This window comes from Pseudomonas sp. S2_A02 (assembly GCF_054668495.1).
Genome location: NZ_CP162776.1, coordinates 1640633 through 1662491, shown reverse-complemented (window position 1 = coordinate 1662491; position 21859 = coordinate 1640633). Strand labels below are relative to the sequence as shown.

18 protein-coding genes and 1 other RNA gene are annotated in these 21859 nt (G+C 59.9%); 9 read left to right on the top strand and 10 right to left on the bottom strand.

What is annotated here, in order from left to right:
• Positions 1 to 188: 188 nt before the first annotated feature.
• The 4 genes from zipA (at position 189) to ffs (ending at position 5061) form a co-directional block, all read left to right on the top strand.
• Entirely contained in the window at positions 189 to 1037 is an 849-nt protein-coding gene (gene zipA / locus AB4O41_RS07530) for a cell division protein ZipA (RefSeq protein ID WP_217858244.1), read from the top strand.
• A gap of 156 nt (positions 1038 to 1193) precedes the next feature.
• Positions 1194 to 3551, top strand: a complete 2358-nt coding sequence (gene ligA / locus AB4O41_RS07525; protein ID WP_460146966.1) for an NAD-dependent DNA ligase LigA — start codon at positions 1194 to 1196, stop codon at positions 3549 to 3551.
• Between the two features lie 81 nt (positions 3552 to 3632).
• Positions 3633 to 4796 carry a zinc-binding metallopeptidase family protein gene (locus AB4O41_RS07520; RefSeq protein WP_460146964.1) on the top strand — a complete coding sequence of 388 codons (1164 nt, stop codon included), beginning with the start codon at positions 3633 to 3635 and terminating at the stop codon, positions 4794 to 4796.
• Positions 4797 to 4964: 168 nt separating this feature from the next.
• An RNA gene (gene ffs, locus AB4O41_RS07515) (signal recognition particle sRNA small type) lies at positions 4965 to 5061 on the top strand.
• 183 nt (positions 5062 to 5244) lie between these two features.
• Here ffs and AB4O41_RS07510 read toward each other — a convergent pair.
• Positions 5245 to 5559 (bottom strand): helix-turn-helix domain-containing protein, encoded by a 315-nt coding sequence (locus AB4O41_RS07510; RefSeq protein WP_367372245.1) that lies wholly within the window; start codon positions 5557 to 5559, stop codon positions 5245 to 5247.
• Between the two features lie 397 nt (positions 5560 to 5956).
• Here AB4O41_RS07510 and AB4O41_RS07505 point away from each other — a divergent pair, with 397 nt between their 5' ends.
• Complete coding sequence (locus AB4O41_RS07505) at positions 5957 to 7657, top strand: putative bifunctional diguanylate cyclase/phosphodiesterase (RefSeq protein WP_460146962.1); 1701 nt, start codon at positions 5957 to 5959, stop codon at positions 7655 to 7657.
• 5 nt (positions 7658 to 7662) lie between these two features.
• On the opposite strand, the gene AB4O41_RS07500 is transcribed toward AB4O41_RS07505, so the two are convergent.
• Positions 7663 to 8406, bottom strand: a complete 744-nt coding sequence (locus tag AB4O41_RS07500) for a substrate-binding periplasmic protein (protein WP_460146960.1) — start codon at positions 8404 to 8406, stop codon at positions 7663 to 7665.
• 134 nt (positions 8407 to 8540) lie between these two features.
• Here AB4O41_RS07500 and dnaX point away from each other — a divergent pair, with 134 nt between their 5' ends.
• The 4 genes from dnaX (at position 8541) to recR (ending at position 13024) form a co-directional block, all read left to right on the top strand.
• Positions 8541 to 10640 (top strand): DNA polymerase III subunit gamma/tau, encoded by a 2100-nt coding sequence (gene dnaX, locus AB4O41_RS07495; protein ID WP_460146958.1) that lies wholly within the window; start codon positions 8541 to 8543, stop codon positions 10638 to 10640.
• A 67-nt stretch (positions 10641 to 10707) separates the two neighbouring features.
• Positions 10708 to 11046: a YbaB/EbfC family nucleoid-associated protein gene (locus tag AB4O41_RS07490; protein WP_007905413.1), complete on the top strand. Its 339-nt coding sequence runs from the start codon at positions 10708 to 10710 to the stop codon at positions 11044 to 11046.
• A 263-nt stretch (positions 11047 to 11309) separates the two neighbouring features.
• Entirely contained in the window at positions 11310 to 12347 is a 1038-nt protein-coding gene (locus AB4O41_RS07485; RefSeq protein ID WP_460146955.1) for an NADP-dependent oxidoreductase, read from the top strand.
• 74 nt (positions 12348 to 12421) lie between these two features.
• Positions 12422 to 13024, top strand: a complete 603-nt coding sequence (gene recR, locus AB4O41_RS07480; RefSeq protein WP_008075173.1) for a recombination mediator RecR — start codon at positions 12422 to 12424, stop codon at positions 13022 to 13024.
• A gap of 131 nt (positions 13025 to 13155) precedes the next feature.
• On the opposite strand, the gene AB4O41_RS07475 is transcribed toward recR, so the two are convergent.
• The 8 genes from AB4O41_RS07475 to ccoG form a co-directional block, all read right to left on the bottom strand.
• The gene (locus AB4O41_RS07475; protein ID WP_237886714.1) at positions 13156 to 13704 is read right to left on the bottom strand and encodes an adenine phosphoribosyltransferase; all 549 of its coding nucleotides are present in this window, start codon (positions 13702 to 13704) and stop codon (positions 13156 to 13158) included.
• A gap of 79 nt (positions 13705 to 13783) precedes the next feature.
• Entirely contained in the window at positions 13784 to 14518 is a 735-nt protein-coding gene (fnr, locus tag AB4O41_RS07470) for a fumarate/nitrate reduction transcriptional regulator Fnr (protein ID WP_123360018.1), read from the bottom strand.
• A gap of 130 nt (positions 14519 to 14648) precedes the next feature.
• Positions 14649 to 16031 (bottom strand): oxygen-independent coproporphyrinogen III oxidase, encoded by a 1383-nt coding sequence (gene hemN, locus AB4O41_RS07465; protein ID WP_460146952.1) that lies wholly within the window; start codon positions 16029 to 16031, stop codon positions 14649 to 14651.
• Positions 16032 to 16220: 189 nt separating this feature from the next.
• Complete coding sequence (locus AB4O41_RS07460) at positions 16221 to 16904, bottom strand: sulfite exporter TauE/SafE family protein (RefSeq protein ID WP_030128460.1); 684 nt, start codon at positions 16902 to 16904, stop codon at positions 16221 to 16223.
• Positions 16897 to 17115 (bottom strand): cbb3-type cytochrome oxidase assembly protein CcoS, encoded by a 219-nt coding sequence (gene ccoS / locus AB4O41_RS07455; RefSeq protein WP_007905420.1) that lies wholly within the window; start codon positions 17113 to 17115, stop codon positions 16897 to 16899. Before ccoS ends, AB4O41_RS07460 begins: the two co-directional genes overlap by 8 nt.
• A gap of 22 nt (positions 17116 to 17137) precedes the next feature.
• Entirely contained in the window at positions 17138 to 19588 is a 2451-nt protein-coding gene (locus AB4O41_RS07450; RefSeq protein WP_460146950.1) for a heavy metal translocating P-type ATPase, read from the bottom strand.
• 134 nt (positions 19589 to 19722) lie between these two features.
• Positions 19723 to 20262 (bottom strand): FixH family protein, encoded by a 540-nt coding sequence (locus AB4O41_RS07445; protein WP_460146948.1) that lies wholly within the window; start codon positions 20260 to 20262, stop codon positions 19723 to 19725.
• 11 nt (positions 20263 to 20273) lie between these two features.
• Entirely contained in the window at positions 20274 to 21689 is a 1416-nt protein-coding gene (gene ccoG, locus AB4O41_RS07440) for a cytochrome c oxidase accessory protein CcoG (RefSeq protein ID WP_460146947.1), read from the bottom strand.
• Positions 21690 to 21859: the final 170 nt, after the last annotated feature.

Genomic DNA, 21859 nt, shown 5'->3' with positions numbered 1-21859 from the left:
ACATAATTCGCGCAAGCCACTGTGACAGACGGTGTAAAGTTGCCTTTGGTCGTGCTAGTTTAATGTCAATTTTTCGTATACGTGGGCAAAACGCCTGTCAGAACATAGAGTTGGCGCCACGTTTTAAAGCGGTTTACACAATGTAAACCCCTTATTTTTCAGCATTTTTTATAGAGGCACGGGATTACATGGAAATCGGTCTGCGCGAGTGGCTGATCGTCATCGGCATTATTGTCATTGCCGGTATTCTTTTCGATGGCTGGCGTCGCATGCGCGGCGGCAAGGGGAAACTGAAATTCCGTCTTGACCGAAGTTTGTCCAATCTGCCGGATGAGGACACCAGCGCCGAGCTGTTGGGCCCGCCCCGTGTGCTGGATAATCATAAAGAACCGCAACTGGACGAGCATGATCTGCCGTCGGTGAGCATGCCTGCCCGTGAACCGCGTGAATCGGGTTCCAAGCGTGGCAAGCGTGGCCATGGCGAGCCATCGCAAGGCGACTTGAACCTCAACCTCGACCTGGACGGCGGCCCGAGCTTCAATAGTCGTGACGATTTCCCGGATGACACCAAGCCCGCCAGCTCGGCCGAAAAAGATCAGCCGCAAGCCGAAGAAGTATTGGTGATCAGCGTGATCTGTCGCGACCCGGCCGGCTTCAAGGGCCCGGCACTGTTGCAGAACATTCTGGAAAGCGGTCTGCGTTTCGGCGAGATGGATATTTTCCACCGTCACGAAAGCATGGCCGGTAACGGCGAAGTCCTGTTCTCCATGGCCAATGCGGTCAAGCCGGGTGTCTTCGATCTGGATGACATCGATCATTTCAGCACCCCGGCAGTGAGCTTCTTCCTCGGTCTGCCAGGCCCGCGTCATCCCAAGCAAGCCTTCGACGTGATGGTGGCTGCAGCACGCAAACTGTCCCAGGAGCTGAACGGCGAACTGAAAGACGACCAGCGCAGCGTGCTGACGGCCCAAACGATTGAGCACTACCGTCAGCGCATCGTCGAGTTCGAGCGTCGCGCTTTGACCCAGAAGCGTTAAAGTCAAAAGATCGCAGCCTCGTTTCACTCGACAGCTCCTACAGGGTTCGCGATTTTCTGTAGGAGCTGTCGAGTGAAACGAGGCTGCGATCTCTGGATCTTGATGAGATGAGATAGAGCAGCCTCGGCTGCTCTTTTGCTTTATGAGAGAACACCCATGACCGCCGCCAAAAACCGCATTCTAGAGCTGCGCGCCGAGCTCGATCAGCACAACTATCGCTATCACGTGCTGGACGAACCCAGCATTCCGGACGCCGAATACGATCGCCTGTTCCACGAGCTCAAGGCTCTCGAAGCGGCCCATCCCGAATTGATCACCAGCGACTCGCCGACCCAGCGTGTCGGCAGCGCGGCGCTGTCGGCGTTCACTCAGGTGCGTCATGAAGTGCCGATGCTCAGCCTCGGCAACGCCTTCGAAGAAACCGACATGCGCGAATTCGATCGCCGGGTGACGGAGGGGCTGGACCTGCCGGTCGGCGACTTGTTTGGCAGTGGCGCAGCGGTAGAGTACAGCTGCGAACCCAAGCTCGATGGCCTGGCGGTCAGTCTGCTCTATCAGGACGGTGTGCTGGTCCGCGGCGCGACCCGCGGCGATGGCACCACCGGTGAAGACATCAGCGTCAACGTGCGTACCGTGCGCAATATTCCGCTCAAGCTGCATGGCGCCGGCTGGCCGGCGACCCTGGAAGTGCGTGGCGAAGTGTTCATGTCCAAGGCCGGTTTCGAGCGTCTCAACGCCACGCAACTGGAAGTCGGCGGCAAGACCTTCGCCAATCCGCGTAACGCGGCAGCGGGCAGTTTGCGACAGCTGGATTCGAAGATCACCGCCAACCGTCCGCTGGAATTCTGCTGCTACGGCATCGGCCAGATTTCGGCCGATATTGCCGATACGCACATTGGCAATCTGCAGCAACTCAAAGCCTGGGGGATGCCGATCAGTCATGAGCTGAAACTGGCGCACGGCATCGACGAATGCCTGGATTATTACCGCGACATCGGTGAGCGTCGTAATGCGCTGCAGTATGAAATCGACGGTGTGGTGTTCAAGGTCAACAGCATTGCTTCCCAACGTGAACTGGGGTTCCGCGCTCGCGAACCGCGTTGGGCGATTGCCCACAAATTTCCGGCGATGGAAGAACTCACCGAATTGCTCGACGTGGAATTCCAGGTCGGTCGCACGGGTGCCGTGACGCCGGTGGCGCGCTTGAAACCGGTCAGGGTTGCGGGCGTCACCGTGGCCAATGCGACCTTGCACAACATGGATGAAGTCGCGCGGCTGGGCCTGATGATTGGCGACACGGTGATCATTCGTCGTGCCGGTGATGTGATTCCGCAAGTGGTGCAAGTGGTCACCGAACGCCGCCCGGAGAATGCCCGTCCGGTGCAGATTCCCGAGCAGTGCCCGGTCTGCGGCTCTCATGTCGAGCGCACGCAACTGGTCAAGCGCAGCAAGGGCCGCGAGACCATCAGCGAGGGCGCGGTGTATCGCTGCGTCGGGCGTCTGGCCTGTGGTGCGCAACTCAAGCAAGCGATCATTCACTTCGTTTCGCGCCGCGCCATGGACATCGAAGGCCTGGGCGAGAAGAGCGTCGAGCAACTGGTGGATGAAGGCCTGGTGAGTTCGCCGGCCGATCTTTATGCCCTGACGTTCGAGCAGATTGTTGACCTGGAAGGCTTTGCCGAGCTGTCGAGCAAGAACCTGCTCAGTGCAATCGAAGACAGCAAGCAGCCGAGCCTGGCACGGTTCATCTACGCCTTGGGCATTCCCGATGTCGGCGAAGAGACGGCCAAGGTCCTCGCGCGCTCTCTCGGCTCGCTGGAGCGGGTTCAGCAGGCGTTGCCGCACGTGCTCACGTACTTGCCGGATGTCGGGCTGGAAGTGGCTCACGAGATTCACAGCTTCTTTGAGGATGCGCATAACCAGCAGGTAATCAAGGATCTGCTCAAGCATGGCTTGCAGATTCAGGATCAGGGCGAGCTGGGCGCCGAATTTGCCGCAAGTACCACGCTGGGCGGCTTCCTCGATAAGTTGCACATTCCGTCGGTCGGGCCGGGCGGGGCGCAGAAGCTTGCCGACAAGTTCGGCTCGCTCGAAGCGGTGATGAGTGCTGATTGGCTGGACATGCGTCAGGCATTGCCGGAGAAGCAGGCGACTTCGGTTCGCGAGTTCTTTGCGGGGGCTGAAAATCGTCAACTCGCCGAGGCGGCCGAAAAGCAGCTGCGTGATTTCGGCATGCATTGGCAGAGCGAGAAAAAGGTTGTCGAAGGGTTGCCGCTGGCCGGGCAGACTTGGGTGTTGACCGGTTCGCTGGAGCTGATGAGTCGCGATGTCGCCAAGGACAAACTAGAAAGCCTTGGCGCCAAGGTGGCCGGTTCCGTGTCGGCCAAGACCCATTGCGTGGTCGCCGGCCCGGGTGCGGGATCGAAGCTGGCCAAGGCCAATGAGCTGGGGTTGAAAGTGCTGGATGAAGAGGCGTTTGTCGGGTTTCTTGGCAAGCACAATATTTCGGTTTAACTGATCGTTCCCACGCAGAGTGTGGGAACGATCACGGTACAAGAATGATCTAGTCTTGGCAGGCCTCAGGGAGAGATCGCCATGTACCGCTTCTTCGAACAGCTCAGTTCACGCATTGCCGCGCCCTTCATGGGTGAGCGTTTGCGCAACAGCAAGGTCTGGCATTGCCGTTGTGGGCAGTCGCTGTTCTTTCGCAACAGTCAGTGCCTGGCCTGTTCGGCAGCGCTGGGCTATCAGTCGCAGCAGAGTCGCTTGTCTTCGTTGCAACCTGGCCCGCAAGTGGATACCTGGTTGCTCGACGCCGACCCCGACGCCGGTGTGTTCCGCCGCTGCGCCAATCTCGACTCTCCGGCCGCATGCAACTGGCTGCTGCCGGCCAATGATCACGATGCGTTATGCATTGCCTGTAGCCTGAATCGCACCATCCCCGACCTGGCGATCCCCGAGAACCACGAGCGCTGGCGCAAAGTGGAAATCGCCAAGCGTCGTCTGGTGGCGCAGCTGATCAGCCTGGGCTTGCAGGTCATTCCGAAAAACGTGGACGAAGAAACCGGTCTGGCCTTCGACTTCATTGGTATCGACCTCGAAGGCAAACCGCCGACCACCGGGCATGCCAACGGTCTGATCACCCTCGATATCAAAGAGGCCGACGACGCCCATCGCGAGCAGGTTCGCGTGCAGATGCACGAACCTTATCGCACGCTGCTCGGGCACTTTCGTCACGAGGTCGGGCATTACTACTGGGACCGCTTGGTCGCCAACAGTCATTGGCTGGAACTGTTCCGCGGTCTGTTCGGTGACGAGCAAGCAAGCTACGCCGAGGCCCTTGAGCGGCATTATCAGCAAGGCGCGCCGCTCGACTGGCAGCAACATTACGTCAGCGCCTACGCCACCATGCACCCCTGGGAAGACTGGGCCGAAACCTGGGCTCACTACCTGCACATGATGGATGCAGTAGACACCGCCCTGGGTTTTGGCATGAGTGCACAGGAAATGGATTTCGATTACCAGCCGTTTCCGCCGAGCACGCTATTCGACCCGCAGCACCCCGGCGGCCCGGCGTTCCTGTCATTCGTCAATGCATGGATCGAACTGGCTGGCATGCTCAATGAATTGTCACGCAGCATGGGCCAGCCGGATTTCTATCCGTTCGTCCTGCCGCCGGCGGTGATTGCCAAGCTGCACTTCATTCACCTGGTGATCCAGCAAGAGGGCGGCAGGGCAGATGAGGTGTTGGCGCAATAGGATCAAAAGATCGCCACAGGTCGGCAGCTGTTACAGGGGTGGTGTTTCAGGCCGGCGCATGTCCTTGAAGCAGCTCATATTTTTTAATCCGCTCGAACGGTTGTAACTTCGTCTCAGATAGGTACAATGGCGCGGCTCGCCGTCAGGTGAGCGTCGTTATGGTGACCCCATCGGTCCCCCCGCAACGATTACCCGTGAACCTGGTCAGACCCGGAAGGGAGCAGCCACAGCGGGAACATTGTGTGCCGGGGTGTGGCTGGTGGGGTTGCCTCCATAACGCAACACGAACCCTCTTTCGTGTTTTCTATCTTAAAATACTGTTTTGTTCTCTCTGCCATGGAGCTCCTCCAGGGTAGTGTTTCGTCGTTTCCGAATTAAGGCGATGGATATAAAAAAGGAGGCCGATCTGTCGCATCCGACAGATCGGCCTCCTTTTCATTTACTGGCACTAAGGCTTGGACAAGGCCTGGTCAACCGCTGCGATCAGCTTTCCCAGATCCTTCGGGGTGGCTTTGTGTATGACGCTGAACAGGTACGCGCGCTGTTCATCTTCGTCGGCCAGATCTGCGAAAAAGGCTTTCAGCTTCACACCCAGCACGTCGGCAAGCAAAAACAATGCTTCCACGCTGGGAGTATAGGTGCCTGTTTCGAAGCGGCTGATGGTTTTGGGGTCAAAACCGGTTTTTTCGCCGAGTTCAGCCTGAGTAAGCCCTGCGACCTTACGATAGCGTCGGATGGCCAGACCCAAACTTGAAATTTGCATCGCTCAATTCCCATTTAGAATCAAGAACTTAACGATAGATTTTTGCATTAGGCAACTGCATGATCCATCACCTTGCTTTGCAAAATGTGATGCATTTCGTAGAATCGCCGCTTCGAAGGGGTTTTGGGTGATCTGTTTTCTGAAGTTTAGGCGATATGAAAAAGCCAGCATCGCGTTCCCTGCCGGGTATACGTAGAGGCCGCTGGCGGTCTGAAGCCTCGCGAAATATTACCAGAGTCGGTGTTGTTACTTTGCTCTTGATCTTCGGGGGGCGGGGGCCATCAAATGCTGTTCATGGAGTGATAACGTGTCTCTGCGCAGTACGTCTCAAAACACCTCTTCCGGGCATCCTGCGCTGGTCGAGCGGTACCACCGCTAGCGACAGTGAGCCTGACTCATGGATGAGAAATACCGCAGGGCCGTGGATGCAGCCGCCATTTTTTCCGAGACCGATCTGGATGGCCGGATTACCTACGTCAACGATCAATTCTGCGACGTGTCCGGCTACAGTCGCGAGGAACTGCTGGGGCAGAATCATCGCCTGCTGAACTCCGGCTTGCACTCCGTCGATTTCTTCGCCGCCATGTGGCGCACCATCGCCTTGGGCAATATCTGGAAGGGCGAGATCTGTAATCGCGCCAAGGATGGCAGCCTGTATTGGGTCGACAGCACCATGGTGCCGGTGCTTGATGATGCCACCGGGCGCGTTCACCGATACCTCTCGATTCGTTTTGACATCAGCGAAAAACGTCAACTGTTGCAAACCCTGCAATGGCGGGTCGGGCATGACGTGCTGACCGGGCTGCCCAATCGTGCGTTCCTCTCGGAATTGCTGGATCAGGCACTGGAATTCTCCCGGCATGAAAACATTCCGTTGGCGGTGTGCATGCTTGATCTTGACGGATTCAAGGCAGTCAACGACGGTTATGGTCACGCCAGTGGCGATCTGTTGCTGGTGGAAGTGGCCAAGCGTTTGCGTGACATTGTGCGCGGCGAAGATGTGGTGGCGCGATTGGCCGGTGATGAGTTTGTGCTGGTGTTGCGCTATGTGCGTGATCTAGCGGAATTGCGCGCAGCACTGAATCGCGTGTTGGGGGCGATTTCGGCACCTTACAAACTGCACGGCAAGGACATCAATGTGTTTGCCAGTATCGGCGTCACCCTGTTTCCCCACGACAATGAAGATGCCGAAACCCTGCTGCGTCATGCCGATCAGGCGATGTACGTGGCCAAGCAGGGCGGGCGAAACCGCTTTCATCTATTCGATGTCTCACGGGATCAGGAGGTCAAGGCCACTCACCAGACCGTCGAGCGAGTACGTCAGGCGCTGGTCGCCGGTGAATTGCGCGTGCATTTTCAGCCCAAAGTGAACATGCGCCGAGGTGTGGTCGTCGGTTTCGAAGCGCTGTTGCGTTGGGAGCACCCGCAAAACGGCATGGTGCCACCCCGGGAGTTTTTGCCGCTGGTGGAGGACACCGACCTGATCATCGATATCGGTGAGTGGGTAATGGATCAGGTTTTGTCGCAGTTGCACCGTTGGCAGCAAGCGGGGCAGGCCTGGCCGATCAGTATCAATATCGCGGCGCGACATTTTCAGCGCGCCGATTTTGTCGACCGGCTCAAGCACGTACTCGCTCGACATGCCCAGGTTGCCCCGCAGATGCTCGATCTGGAAATCGTCGAGTCGGTGGCGATCGAGAATATCCAGCATGTCAGTGCCTGTTTGCAGGCCTGTCAGGCGTTGGGGGTACAGTTTTCGCTGGGTGACTTTGGTACCGGTTACTCGTCCCTGAGCTATCTCAAGCGTTTGCGAACCCAAACCATCAAGATCGATAAGTCATTCGTGCGCGACATTCTGATTGATCGTGACGACCTGGCCCTGACCAAGGCGGTGATTGGCCTGGCCCGCGCGTTCGGTCGGCAGGTGATTGCCGAGGGGCTGGAAAGCCTTGAGCATGGTGAGTTGCTGTTGCGGCTGGGATGCGAAGTCGCTCAAGGCTATTTCATCGCTCGCCCGATGCCGCCCGGTGAAGTGCCGAGCTGGGTGGCGGGATTTGTCGCCCCGTCACAATGGCAGACGCTTGATCAGACAGCCTGAACTGGCTAAGGCCCGTTACCGGTATAGAGCCGGATAATGTCATCGATCTCCCCGGACATTTTCATTTGCAGCAACGTGTTCAGAATGCGTTGCACGGGTACTTTGGGGTCATTGCGCACGTAGCAGCCGACGGTTTGTTCATGCACCAGCGCTACGCTTTGCAGTTGCTGGTCGGGCAGCAGGCGCTGGTTGAACCAGTCCAGGGTCCATTGGTTGGTCACCGCGTAGCGGTAGCGTCCGACCAGCAGTTTTTCCAGAACCTGTTCCTGATTGCGCGCGTCATCGCGGTGCAGTTGGTCGGCGTCGAACAGCGATTGCAAGGTCGGGTAGCTATAGCCACGCACGGTGCCGATCGACTGGTGCGGCAGGTCTGCCGGGTTGACCGAGTCGGGTGAGCCTCGCCGACCAATCAGCAAGTCGCGCTGAACCAGCAGCGGAACGCTCCAGATATAGTTGCCGGACTGATTCGGCGGTAGCCACGATGTTGAGATATAACAGCGCACATCGACTTCGCCGTGTTCCATGGCGTTCTGCACCCGTGCCCGAGGCAAAATGTGAAACTCAGCCGGCACGCCGACTTGAGTCGCCAGGCTGAGCATCATGTCGTGCAGGATGCCTTGGGTCGGTCGGCCGCGCTCGATCTGCACCATGGGCATGGCCCAGCTGTCGGACACGACAAAGCGCAATGGCGCCTCGGCGGCCGCGACGCTCAGGCTGATCAACAGCAATGCCCCCAAGGCAAAACGCATAAACGCTCCGGTATGAGCCAATAAAAGCCTCCACAAAGTGCAGCTTAGCCAGAATAGACGAGCGCACCGGATGCAATTTTGGCCTTGCTCCGCTAGCATTAGCCGCTTCTGTTCCTTCGTTGCGACGGTTTTCGATGAGTTATCAGGTTCTTGCACGTAAATGGCGTCCGCGCTCGTTCGGCGAAATGGTCGGCCAGACCCATGTGCTCAAGGCTCTGATCAATGCCTTGGACAGCCAGCGGCTGCACCACGCGTACCTGTTTACCGGTACCCGCGGGGTCGGCAAGACCACCATCGCGCGGATCATCGCCAAATGCCTGAACTGTGAAACAGGTATCACTTCGACCCCCTGCGGCGAGTGCTCGGTGTGCCGCGAAATCGATGAAGGCCGCTTCGTCGACCTGATCGAGATCGACGCCGCGAGCCGGACCAAGGTCGAAGACACCCGCGAGCTGCTCGACAACGTGCAGTACGCGCCGAGCCGCGGGCGCTTCAAGGTCTACCTGATCGACGAAGTGCACATGCTCTCCAGCCATTCCTTTAATGCGCTGTTGAAAACCCTTGAAGAGCCGCCGCCCTACGTCAAGTTCATCCTGGCGACCACCGATCCACAGAAGCTTCCTGCAACGATTCTTTCGCGGTGCCTGCAGTTCTCCCTGAAGAACATGACTCCGGAACGGGTGGTCGAGCATTTGACCCACGTGCTGAACGTCGAGAACGTGCCGTTCGAAGACGACGCGCTGTGGCTGCTGGGCCGCGCCGCCGACGGTTCGATGCGCGACGCCATGAGCCTGACCGACCAGGCCATCGCCTTCGGTGAAGGCAAGGTCATGGCTGCCGATGTGCGGGCCATGCTCGGTACCCTCGATCACGGCCAGGTCTACGACGTTTTGCATGCGCTGATCGAAGGCGACGCCAAGGCATTGCTCGAAGCCGTACGCCATCTGGCCGAACAAGGCCCGGACTGGAACGGCGTGCTCTCGGAAATTCTCAATGTGCTGCACCGTGTCGCCATCGCCCAGGCCCTGCCTGAAGGCGTCGACAACGGTCATGGCGACCGTGATCGCGTATTGGCTCTGGCCCAGGCATTGCCGGCTGAAGACGTGCAGTTCTATTACCAGATGGGCCTGATCGGTCGCCGGGACTTGCCGCTGGCACCGGACCCGCGCGGCGGCTTCGAAATGGTCCTGCTGCGCATGCTCGCGTTCCGGCCGGCAGACACTACGGACGTACCGAGGCAACCGCTAAAGACAGTGGGGATCAGCCAGGCCACAGTTGATTCCGCAAATTCAGTGGCTGCCGCGCGGATTGTTGCGCCGGTAGTCGCTACGGCCGTTGCACCGCCTCCGGTTGCGCCAGTGGTTGCTCTGGCCCCTGTCCCGGCAGCTGCGCCTGAGCCGGTCGCGCCTGTGGTTGTGCCCGTGGTCGCGCCTGAGCCTGAGCCTGTTGCCAAACCCGTCGTGGTCGAAGAAGTGGTCGATCTGCCGTGGAACGACCCGGTAGAGCCGGAAGTTGTCCAGCAGCCCGTCGTCGAGCCAGTGCTGGAAACGGCTGGCGAACAACCCGAATTGCCACCGATGCCCATGCCGACGCCGGACAGTGTGGTGCCGGATGCGCCGGAATGGGCCGCTGCGCCGATTCCGGAACCGTCCATGGCCGAAGTCGATACCGCCACGCCAGGCATGGACCAGGACGACGAGCCGCCGCTGGACGAGGATTACATCGAGCCGGACATGGATTCGGCTTATAGCTATCTCGACGAACTGGCCAGTGAGCACACTGCTGAACCTGCGCCGGAGCCAGAGCCTGAACCAGCCGCGATGCCGGCCACCGGTCTGGCTCTGCAATGGCTGGAGGTGTTTCCGAAACTGCCGGTGTCCGGCATGACCGCCAGCATCGGCGCCAACTGCACGCTGATCGCCGTCGATGGCGACAATTGGCTGTTGCACCTGGACCCGGCCCACAGCGCCTTGTTCAACGCGACACAGCAACGTCGCCTCAACGATGCGCTGAACCAGTTCTACGGGCGTACGCTGACCCTGAGCATGGAGCTGATCAAGCCCGAGCAGGAAACCCCGGCTCAGGCCTCATCCCGCCGTCGTGCCAACCGTCAGCGTGAGGCCGAGGAGTCGATCCACGGTGATCCGTTCATCCAGCAAATGATGCAGCAGTTCGGGGCGGTGGTCCGTCACGATACTATTGAACCTGTCGAGGCCCTGGTCAGTCAGGACTAATAACTGAAGGCGCTTGGCCGCATTCGCCGGGCGCTGTTTTTATCCAAGTACTTTTGAGGTGATTCCCATGATGAAAGGTGGCATGGCCGGCCTGATGAAGCAGGCGCAGCAGATGCAGGAAAAAATGGCCAAGATGCAGGAAGAACTGGCCAACGCCGAAGTCACCGGTAAAGCCGGTGGCGATATGGTCACCGTGGTCATGACCGGCCGTCACGACGTCAAGCGCGTAACCATCGATCCAAGCCTGGTCGAAGGCCTGAGCGAAGACGATAAGGAAATGCTGGAGGCGGTATTCGCCGCAGCCGTCAACGACGCCGTACGCAAGATCGAAGCCAACAGCCAGGACAAAATGTCCGGCGTGACCGCTGGCATGCAATTGCCACCGGGTATGAAACTGCCATTCTGATTCGCCAACGCGCATCGGATGGGTTACAAAAAAATGCCAGGCATCGCGCCTGGTATTTTTGTTTCTGTCTGTTGGAAGCATGGTGCCTGTGAGGCAGCCTTCGCGGGCGAGCCCGCTCCTACAGGGATCACCTGAATCCTGTGGGAGCGTGGCTTGCCCGCGATGAAGTCACCTCGGTACAACTGACGAAACTTCGAACGCGACAGCGCCACAACGGTCTGCTCCCTATACAGCCGAAATTCATCGATCAAGGAGACGTTCACATGCCGCAAGCATTGACCCTCAACCAGCGTATCGTTCTGGTGTCCCGCCCGGTGGGCGCGCCGACGCCAGAGAATTTCCGCCTGGAACGGGGAGCGCTGCCAGACCTGGCCGATGGTCAGGTGCTGCTCAAGACGCTTTATCTGTCGCTCGATCCCTACATGCGCGGTCGTATGAGCGACGCGCCGTCCTACGCTGCGCCGGTAGAAATCGACGAAGTGATGACCGGCGGGGCTGTCAGTCGTGTCGAGCGCTCGTTACATCCTAAATTCCATGAAGGCGATCTGGTGGTCGGCGTCACAGGGTGGCAGAGCCACAGCATCAGTGACGGACGCAACATCATTCCGATCCCGTCCGGGCTGCAGAGTCCGTCGATGGCCCTGGGTGTGCTGGGCATGCCCGGCATGACCGCCTACATGGGGTTGATGGACATCGGCCAGCCCAAAGAAGGCGAAACCCTGGTAGTAGCCGCTGCGTCCGGCGCGGTGGGGTCGGTGGTCGGCCAAGTGGCGAAGATCAAGGGCTTGCGAGTGGTCGGTGTGGCCGGTGGCGCGGAAAAATGCCGCTACGTGGTTGAGGAGCTGGGCTTCGATGCCTGCATCGACCACAAGCGCGCGGACTTCGCCGAAGAGTTGGCGCTGGCCTGCTTCAAAGGCGTCGATATCTATTTTGAAAACGTCGGTGGCAAGGTGTTCGATGCGGTGCTGCCGCTGCTCAACTCCAAGGCGCGGATTCCTCTTTGCGGTTTGATTGCCTCCTACAACACCAATGAAAAGCTGAGCGGGCCAGATCGCTTGCCACAGTTGCAGCGCACGCTGCTGACCAAGCGCGTGCGGATTCAGGGCTTTATTGTGTTCGACGACTACGGTGACCGACAGCCAGAGTTCATCAGTGCAATGGCGCCATGGGTGCGTGACGGCAAGGTGAAATTCCGTGAAGACGTGGTCGACGGTCTGGAGAACGCACCCCAGGCGTTCATCGGTCTGCTGGAGGGACGCAACTTCGGCAAACTGGTGGTACGGGTCGCGCAGACTGAGTAATTGACGGTGCTATTTGACGCTAAACAGAGGCGCGGGTATAAACCGCGTCTCGTTGTTATGTCGGACTTTTCCCCATGAGCTTCAGCCCTTTGATTCGCCAATTGATCGATGCCCTGCGAATTTTGCCGGGTGTGGGTCAGAAAACTGCCCAGCGCATGGCGTTGCAACTGCTTGAGCGCGATCGCAGCGGCGGTTCGCGACTGGCCCAGGCGCTGAGCCAGGCCATGGAAGGAGTGGGCCACTGTCGCTTGTGCCGCACGCTGACCGAGGACGATCTGTGCCCGCAATGCGCCGATCCACGCCGCGACGACACCTTGCTGTGTGTGGTGGAAGGTCCGATGGATGTTTACGCGGTGGAGCAGACTGGTTTCCGCGGTCGCTACTTCGTGCTCAAAGGCCACCTGTCGCCGCTCGACGGGCTAGGACCGGACGCCATCGGCATTCCACAATTGATGGCGCGGATCGAAGAGGCGGGCACGTTTGCCGAAGTCATCCTCGCCACCAACCCGACGGTGGAAGGCGAAGCCACGGCGCATTACATCGCCCAGTTACTCAGCAACAAAGGCCTGATCGCCTCGCGCATCGCCCATGGTGTGCCGTTGGGTGGCGAGCTGGAATTGGTGGACGGCGGAACATTGGCGCATTCGTTTGCCGGGCGTAAGCCGATCTCGCTGTAAGTATTGTGGTGTCTGCATCGCGAGCAGGCTCGCTCCCACAGGGGATTTTCTGTGTACACAAAGTTTGTGCATGACTGAGATTAACTGTGGGAGCGAGCCTGCTCGCGATTGGCGTCAAGGCAGACACCGCCTTATTTATCGCTTAACGCAAACTGCGTCAGGCAAAACGTCGGAATCCCCATGTCTTCCAGCCGCTGCGAGCCACCCAGCTCCGGCAAGTCAATGATCGCCGCCGCTTCATGCACCCGCGCGCCCATGCGCCGAATCAGGTTGGCCGCCGCGATCAGCGTGCCGCCAGTGGCGATCAGGTCATCGAACATCACCACCGCATCACCCTCGCACAGGCTGTCGGCATGGACTTCGAGAAAGGCTTCGCCGTACTCGGTGGCATAACCCTCGGCCAGCACGTCGGCGGGGAGTTTGCCCTGCTTGCGGAACAGCACCAGCGGTTTGTTCAACTGATAGGCCAGGATCGAACCGATCAGAAAGCCACGGGCATCCATGGCGCCGATGTGGGTGAAGTCGGCTTCGACGTAACGATGGGCAAAGCTGTCCATCACCAGGCGCAGGGCCGTGGGTGACTGGAACAATGGGGTGATGTCGCGAAAGATCACGCCTGGCTTGGGGAAGTCGATCACGGGGCGGATCAGGGATTTGATGTCGAAGGAGTCGAAGACCATCGTCGAGGTGTCCTGGCGGGCTGCAAACGTCGCAGTATAACGGCGGCTGAACCGTTTCGCTCAGCCGCAATCGTCGCTATCAGCCTTCGAGCGAACCGCCGGCCAGGGCGCAGAGCTGGATCGGGTCGAGGATGTGGATTTCCTTGCCTTCGGCGGCGATCAGTTCGTTTTGCTGGAAACGGGTGAACACCCGGGACACGGTTTCCACCGCCAGCCCCAGATAATTGCCGATCTCGTTGCGCGACATGCTCAACCGGAACTGGTTGGCCGAAAAGCCCCGGGCACGGAAACGTGCCGACAGGTTGACCAGGAAAGTGGCGATGCGTTCGTCGGCGGTTTTCTTCGACAGCAGCAACATCATCTGCTGATCGTCGCGAATCTCGCGGCTCATTACCCGCATCAACTGACGGCGCAGTTGTGGCAGTTGCAGGGCCAGTTCGTCGAGGCGATCGAAAGGGATTTCGCACACCGAGGTGGTTTCCAGGGCTTGCGCCGAGACCGGGTGCTTTTCAGTGTCCATGCCCGACAGGCCGACCAGTTCACTCGGCAAGTGGAAGCCAGTGAGCTGCTCTTCGCCGCCATCGCTCAGGCTGAAGGTTTTCAGGGCGCCGGAGCGTACTGCATAAACGGAATCGAACGTGTCGCCCTGGCGAAACAGGAACTCGCCTTTTTTCAGCGGGCGACCACGTTTGACGATATCGTCCAGCGCATCCATGTCTTCCAAATTCAGAGAAAGTGGCAGGCAGAGCGGGGCCAGGCTGCAATCCTTGCAATGGGCCTGACTATGAGCGCGCAGCTTTACTGGCTCGGACATTTCTTTAATCCTTGTGGGAATAACACACATAAGCTGTAAGGGTAACCCACGGGAGGACATTCAGGCACGCGGCGATTTTGTCGCAGGGTCGTAAAATCAGCATTTAGCAGACCGGCCAGTGAGCTGATGGCTAGATAACCCGTGAAAACCGCTGGCGATTTTGCTGTTCCAGGTACGCGTCGAACACCATGCACACCGAACGCACCAACAATCGTCCGGCGGGCAGTACGGTAATCCGTTCATTATCAAGTTCGATCAGTCCGTCGTCGGCCATTCCCTGCAACTGTGGCCAGAGTTCGCCGAAGTAACCCTGAAAGTCGATGTTGAAGGCTTGTTCGATCTGGGCGAATTCCAGGCCGAAAGCGCAGATCAGTTGTTGGATGACTGCACGTCGCAGGCGGTCATCGGCGTTGCACAGCAGACCACGGCTGGTGGCCAGCTGTGCGCTGGCCAACGCATTCTGGTACTGGTTCAGATCACTGCTGTTTTGGCAATAAAAGTCGCCGATCTGGCTGATGGCCGACACGCCCAAGCCAATCAGGTCGCAATGACCATGGGTGGTATATCCCTGGAAGTTGCGTTGCAGGGTCGACTCTTCCTGAGCAATCGCCAGTTCATCGTCGGGCAGCGCGAAGTGGTCCATGCCGATGTAGCGGTAACCGGCCTTGGTCAGCTGCTCGATGGTGCCCTGGAGCATTTCCAGTTTTTGCGCCGGTGTCGGTAGTTCGTCGCTGTTGATCCGCCGTTGCGGCATGAAGCGTTCCGGCAGATGGGCGTAGTTGAACACCGAGAGCCGATCCGGTTGCAGGCTGATGACTTCGTCGACGGTGCGGGCGAAATTTTCGGGCGTCTGCTTCGGCAGGCCGTAGATCAGATCGATGTTGATCGAGCGAAATTGCAGGGTCCGGGCAGCATCGATCACCGCACGGGTTTCTTCCAGGCTTTGCAGGCGATTGACCGCCCGTTGTACTGCCGGATCGAGGTCTTGAACGCCAATGCTGACCCGGTTGAAGCCCAGTTCCCGGAGCAGGCCCATGGTCGACCAATCAGCCTCGCGAGGGTCGATCTCGATGCCGTAGTCGCCGGAATCGTCGTCCAGCAGATTGAAATGCTTGCGCAGCTGAGCCATTAACTGGCGCAGTTCATCGTGACTGAGAAAGGTCGGTGTGCCGCCGCCGAAATGCAGCTGCTCGACTTTCTGCGAGGGGTCGAGATGGCAGGCAATCAGCTGGATTTCCTGTTCCAGACGCTGCAAATAGGGCAGGGCACGGCCGCGGTCTTTGGTGATGACTTTGTTGCAGGCGCAGTAGTAGCAAATGTTCGCGCAGAACGGCACGTGCACATACAGCGACAGCGGCCGCAGGGCCTTGCGGCTTTCGCGCAAGGCGTGAAACAGGTCGAAGGTGCCGACCTGGCTATCGAATTGCACGGCGGTCGGGTACGAGGTGTAGCGCGGTCCCGCCAGGTCGTAACGGCGGATCAGATCAGTGTCCCAACGAATGGCGTCGAGCATGCGGGCATTCCCCCGGATAGGCTGGCAGTGTGGGCGAGTCTAGGGGGAGGGGCGTATGGGCATCTTGATTTGCATCAACGGTCGGGATTTGTGTTGTCGGTGAGGGCTCCATCGCGAGCAGGCTCGCTCCCACAGGGGAATGCATTTCAAAGTGGGAGCGAGCCTGCTCGCGATGGATGCACCGCCGATCTAGTGCCCCATGAGCCAATGCTGATGCGGCCCCGGCAAGGTCCAGATACCGAACACCATCACCAGCAAGCCACCGGTCATGCGTACGCTGCGTTTGCGCAACAACGCTGTGACACGCTCGGCAGCCAGCCCTGTGGCGAGCAGCACCGGCCAGGTGCCCAGCCCGAATGCCAGCATCAGCAATGCACTGTCCAGCGCATTGCCCTGGCTCGCCGACCACAGCAATGTGCTGTAAACCAACCCGCACGGCAGCCAGCCCCAAAGTGCGCCCAGCAGCAGGGCACGGGGCAGGTTCGACACTGGCAGTAGTTTGTTGGCCACCGGCTGGATATGCCGCCACAGGCCGCGACCGAGGCTTTCGATGCGGGTCAGGCCGCTCCACCAGCCGGCCAGGTACAGGCCCATGGCGATCAGCAGCAGTCCGGCGAGGATGCGCATGAACATCGCCGCCGGGCTATTGGCCACTGCCCAGCCGGCCAGGCCGATCAGCAGGCCGGCCGCGGCGTAGCTGAGAATTCGCCCCAGGTTGTAGGCCAGCAACAATCGAAAGCGTCGGCTGCGCTGTTCCTTGGGAATCGCCAGGGTCAATGCGCCCATCAAGCCGCCGCACATGCCCAGGCAATGCCCGCCGCCGAGCAGGCCGAGGATCAGCGCAGACACCAACAGTGGCGCCAACTCAAGCATGGGGCGGCGCCTTGTCGTCCGGTTTGGCCGGATGGCCGCTGGCCTCGTCGACCGCTGCCTTGTGGTTCGGGTCCTGATCGTCGAACAGAATGCTGTGGGCCGGACCGTCGAGGTCGTCGTACTGACCGCTGTCGACTGCCCAGAAGAAGATATAGATAGCGATGGCCACGATCAGCAGCGCGGCCGGGATCATCACGTAGAGAGCTGGCATCTGGACTCCATGCCCGCGCGGCTCAGGCCGGCAGCGGGCGGGTTTCTGGCGTGGTGCTGGTAGCCGGCGCGCTTGGCAGGCGAGTCAGGCGCAGGGCATTCAACACCACGGTCAACGAACTGATCGACATGCCAACCGCAGCCCATACCGGAGTGATCCAGCCGAGGGCGGCGAACGGCAACATGAGGCCATTGTACAGCGCCGCCCACAGCAAGTTCTCGATGATGACCCGACGGGTCCTACGAGCCAGGCTGAAGGCTTGCACCAGCGCGTCAAGGCGGTTCGACAGCAGCACCGCGTCGGCACTGGTTTTCGCCAGATCGGTGGCCGAGCCCATCGCCACGCTGATGTCGGCGGCGGCCAGCACCGGCACGTCGTTGACCCCGTCACCGAGCATCAACACCTTGCGACCTTCCTTGTGCAGTTGTTGCAGCACCTGCAATTTATCGTCCGGACGCAAACCGCCACGGGCCTCGTCGATGCCCAATTCGGCAGCGACGCTGGCAACCATCGGTGAGCTGTCGCCGGACAGCAGCAACGTGCGCCAGCCGCGAGACTTGCACGCCGCCAACAGGACGGGTGCGTCGGCGCGCAAACGGTCGTCGAGTACGAACCACGCCAGCGGCCCTTGATTGTCGCCGAGCAGAAGCCATTGGCCGGGCTCATCGGGCATTACTGGCGTCTGAGCGCCGCTGAGTTCGCAGACAAACCCCGGTTGGCCGATGCGCAGACGTTGTGCGCCGACCAACCCCTCCAGGCCCAGGCCCGGCGTGCTGTGAACTTCTTCGGCGGCCAGCGGTGCGCGGCCAAAGGCTCGGGCAATCGGGTGCTCGGAACGGTTTTCCAAAGCGGCGGCGAGGCTCAGGCATTGATCGCTGGTGAAGGCACCCAGCGGCCGGATCGAACGCAACGCCAGGCGACCTTCGGTGAGGGTGCCGGTCTTGTCGAAAATCACCGTGTCGATCTGATTCAGGCCTTCTAGCACATGACCGCGCGTCAACAAAAGTCCGAGCTTGTGCAGCGTGCCGGTGGCCGCCGTCAAAGCCGTCGGCGTGGCCAGCGACAAGGCGCACGGGCACGTCGCAACCAGCATCGCCAGGACGATCCAGAAGGCCCGCGAAGAATCCAGCTCCCACCACAGCAGGCCAATGGCGGCCACCGCGATAAGTGACAACAGCAAAAACCATTGGGCGGCGCGGTCGGCGATTTCCGCCAGTCGTGGCTTTTCGGCCTGGGCGCGATCCAGCAGGCGGACGATGGCCGACAGTCGCGTGTCCTGACCCAGCGCCAGGACTTCCACGGTCAGCGCCCCTTCAACGTTCAAGGTGCCGGCGGTGACGGCATCGCCCAGGGTTCGTGGTTGTGGCAGGTATTCGCCGGTGAGCAGGGATTCGTCAATGCTCGACTGACCGTCGAGGATCTTGCCGTCGGCCGGCAGAATTGCGCCGGGATGAACCAGCACCTGATCGCCCACGCGTAACTCGCTGAGCAGAATCCGCTCGCTCTGGCCATCAGCACTCAGCCGCAGGCAGGAGGCGGGCAGCAGATTGACCAGCTGTGCGGTCGCGGCGGCGGTGCGTTCGCGGGCGCGACGTTCCAGATAACGCCCGGCCAGCAGGAATAGTGCGAACATCCCAACTGCATCGAAATACAGCTCGCCAACCCCGGTGATCGAGGTCCAGATCCCGGCGATATAGGCGCTGCCGATCGCCAGCGACACCGAGACGTCCATGGTCAGGTGACGGGTGCGCAGATCGCGCATCGCGCCCTTGAAGAACGGCGCGCAGCTATAAAACACGATCGGGGTGGTCAGAAACAGCGCGACCCAGCGCAGGATGGTGTGTAGCTCGGGGCTGAGATCGATGTTGAATTCCGGCCAGGTGGCCATCGTTGCCATCATCGCCTGGAACCACAGCAGCCCGGCAACGCCGAGTTGACGCAGGGCCAGACGGTTTTCGCTGGCCAGTTGTTCACTGGCGCGGTCGGCCTGATAAGGGTGGGCGGCGTAACCGATGTGGCGCAATTCGCTGAGCACCTTGCTCAATGGCAATTGTGCATCGGCCCAGCGTACGTGCAGGCGATGGTTGGACAGGTTCAGGCGTGCTTCGGCCACCGCTGGCAAGGCGCGCAGGTGTTTTTCGATCAACCAGCCGCAGGCGGCGCAACTGATGCCTTCCATCAACAGGGTGGTTTCGGCGAGTTCGCCTTCGTGGCGGACAAAGGGTTGCTGCACATCGGAGCGGTCGTAGAGCTCCAGCTCGTCCACCAACTGTACCGGCAAGGCTTCGGGGTTGGCCGAGGCTTCGCTGCGATGCTGGTAATAACTTTCCAACCCGCCGGCCACGATTGCCTCGGCCACTGCCTGGCAACCCGGGCAGCAGAACTCGCGGGTTTCCCCTAGGACGGCGGCCGTGAAGCGACTGCCGGCCGGGACGGGCAGGGCGCAGTGGTAGCAGGGGGTAGGACTGGTCATGGGGCGTGTTCCGATGATCGTTCCCACGCTCTGCGTGGGAATGCCTCTCCGGACGCTCCGCGTCCGCTTCGGCTGGGACGCGGAGCGTCCTGGCTGCGTTCCCACGCAGAGCGTGGGAACGATCAGGGTAAGGCTTATTTTTTCAGGTCTTCCGCACCCTGCAGCGGCTCATCACCGAGCAGCAGGTCCTTGGCATGGCTGACCTGTTCTTCTTCGAACATGCGCCAGGTCTTGTCATCCTGCACGCCCAGCAACTCGACGAAGCGACGACCTTCAATCTTGTCGCTCAACTGGCCAATGTAGCGGCCTTGTTCGGTTTCGCTGCGGGCCAGGGTGATCTTGCGATCCTTCTCTGGCTGGGTTGGCGAAATCAGGTTCAGCTCAAGGGTTTTCGGCTGGCTGTTGCCGCTCAGGCGCAGGTCGACTTCGCCGGTCACGTCATCCAGGTGCACACTGGCACGCAGTTGCAGGGTCTGGGCCAGCAGTTCGCGGTCCAGTGAACGGTTAATGCCCTTGCCGGCCTCGTAATAGTTGTCGTTGACCAGGTTGTCCGGGTTGTTCACCGCGATGGTCACCATCGACAGGGTCAAAGTCACCGAGCAGGCCAGGATGGCGATGATGATCCACGGCCAAAGGTGCTTGTACCAGGGACTTGCGGCAGTTGCTGCGGGCATGATCACTTCTCTCAACGAATTTGTGGGCCGATGAATCGGCTCTTGGCTTCAACGTGCACGTTGGCGTCATCGGCATCCTTGAGGATGAATTTCACCTCGTTGGTGCTCGACGGCAGTTGTTCCGGTGCGCTGGACAGTTCGACCGGCTGACTGAAAATCTCCCCGGCGGCGACTTTGATCTCGCGCTTGCCTTGCAGCTTGAGATCCGGCAGACCGGTGGCTTCCAGCACATAGGTGTGGTCGCGCTGGTCCTTGTTCATGATCTTCAGGCTGTAGACGTTTTCGATCCGTCCCTCGGCGTTCTCGCGGTACAACACGCGGTCTTTGCTGACATCGAAACCGACCAGCGAACGCATGAAGAACGCGGTCATCAGCAACGCGATCATCGCCAGCAGCACCGTGGCATAGCCAATCAGGCGCGGACGCAGTTTATTGGTTTTTTGCCCCGACAGGTTGTGCTCGGTGGTGTAGCTGATCAGGCCGCGTGGGTAATCCATCTTGTCCATGATGCTGTCGCAGGCGTCGATGCACGCGGCGCAGCCGATGCATTCGACTTGCAGGCCGTCGCGGATGTCGATCCCGGTGGGGCAGACCTGAACGCACATGGTGCAGTCGATGCAATCGCCCAGGCCCTGAGCCTTGTAATCGATGCCTTTCTTGCGCGGGCCACGGCTTTCGCCACGGCGCGGGTCGTAGGAGACGATCAGCGTGTCCTTGTCGAACATCACGCTCTGGAAGCGTGCGTACGGGCACATGTAAATGCATACCTGCTCGCGCAACCAGCCGGCGTTGCCGTAGGTGGCGAGGGTGAAGAAACCGACCCAGAAATACGACCAGCCATCGGCCTGGCCGGTGAAGAAATCGAGCACCAGTTCGCGAATTGGCGAGAAGTAACCGACGAAGGTCATGCCGGTCACGAAGCCGATCAGCAGCCACATCGTGTGCTTGCTGAATTTACGCACGAACTTGTTGGCGCTCATCGACGCCTTGTCGAGCTTGATGCGCTGGTTGCGGTCGCCCTCGGTGACCTTCTCGCACCACATGAAGATCCAGGTCCAGACGCTTTGCGGGCAGGTGTAGCCGCACCAGACCCGACCGGCATACACGGTGATGAAGAACAGGCCAAAGGCACTGACGATCAGAATGCCCGAGAGCAGAATGAAATCCTGAGGCCAGAAGGTCGCGCCAAAAATGAAGAATTTACGCTCCGGCAGGTTCCACCAGACGGCCTGATGACCGCCCCAGTTCAGCCACACCGTGCCGAAATACAGCAGAAACAGCCCGGCACCGCCGATCATCCGCAGATTGCGGAACAGGCCGGTGAAGGCGCGGGTGTAGATCTTTTCTCGAGAGGCGTAGAGGTCGACGCTGTTGTTCGCGTTCTTGGCAGGCGGAGTGACGTCGTGTACCGGAATCTGATTGCTCATCATTGCATCCCACGGCAGTGGAAAAATGCCCCGGTCAGTACGTGCCGACCGCGGTCAAAAAGAGGTGTTGCAGTGGCGCAATGATACGCCTGTAGCTCTGGGTCAAGGGTGCGACCTTTGGTCGCGTTGGGTGGCGGGGGCGGATGGTGTAGCGGATGTAACAAGTCGTG

Coding starts and splice junctions, on each gene's coding strand:
- AB4O41_RS07520 (WP_460146964.1), top strand. CDS start 3,633: ATGTACCGCTTCTTCGAACAGCTCAGTTCACGCATTGCCGCGCCCTTC.
- hemN (WP_460146952.1), bottom strand. CDS start 16,031: ATGCTCGACGCCATTCGTTGGGACACTGATCTGATCCGCCGTTACGAC.
- ccoG (WP_460146947.1), bottom strand. CDS start 21,689: ATGAGCAATCAGATTCCGGTACACGACGTCACTCCGCCTGCCAAGAAC.
- ligA (WP_460146966.1), top strand. CDS start 1,194: ATGACCGCCGCCAAAAACCGCATTCTAGAGCTGCGCGCCGAGCTCGAT.
- recR (WP_008075173.1), top strand. CDS start 12,422: ATGAGCTTCAGCCCTTTGATTCGCCAATTGATCGATGCCCTGCGAATT.
- AB4O41_RS07445 (WP_460146948.1), bottom strand. CDS start 20,262: ATGCCCGCAGCAACTGCCGCAAGTCCCTGGTACAAGCACCTTTGGCCG.
- zipA (WP_217858244.1), top strand. CDS start 189: ATGGAAATCGGTCTGCGCGAGTGGCTGATCGTCATCGGCATTATTGTC.
- AB4O41_RS07505 (WP_460146962.1), top strand. CDS start 5,957: ATGGATGAGAAATACCGCAGGGCCGTGGATGCAGCCGCCATTTTTTCC.
- AB4O41_RS07490 (WP_007905413.1), top strand. CDS start 10,708: ATGATGAAAGGTGGCATGGCCGGCCTGATGAAGCAGGCGCAGCAGATG.
- ccoS (WP_007905420.1), bottom strand. CDS start 17,115: ATGCCAGCTCTCTACGTGATGATCCCGGCCGCGCTGCTGATCGTGGCC.
- AB4O41_RS07475 (WP_237886714.1), bottom strand. CDS start 13,704: ATGGTCTTCGACTCCTTCGACATCAAATCCCTGATCCGCCCCGTGATC.
- AB4O41_RS07500 (WP_460146960.1), bottom strand. CDS start 8,406: ATGCGTTTTGCCTTGGGGGCATTGCTGTTGATCAGCCTGAGCGTCGCG.
- dnaX (WP_460146958.1), top strand. CDS start 8,541: ATGAGTTATCAGGTTCTTGCACGTAAATGGCGTCCGCGCTCGTTCGGC.
- AB4O41_RS07510 (WP_367372245.1), bottom strand. CDS start 5,559: ATGCAAATTTCAAGTTTGGGTCTGGCCATCCGACGCTATCGTAAGGTC.
- fnr (WP_123360018.1), bottom strand. CDS start 14,518: ATGTCCGAGCCAGTAAAGCTGCGCGCTCATAGTCAGGCCCATTGCAAG.
- AB4O41_RS07460 (WP_030128460.1), bottom strand. CDS start 16,904: ATGCTTGAGTTGGCGCCACTGTTGGTGTCTGCGCTGATCCTCGGCCTG.
- AB4O41_RS07450 (WP_460146950.1), bottom strand. CDS start 19,588: ATGACCAGTCCTACCCCCTGCTACCACTGCGCCCTGCCCGTCCCGGCC.
- AB4O41_RS07485 (WP_460146955.1), top strand. CDS start 11,310: ATGCCGCAAGCATTGACCCTCAACCAGCGTATCGTTCTGGTGTCCCGC.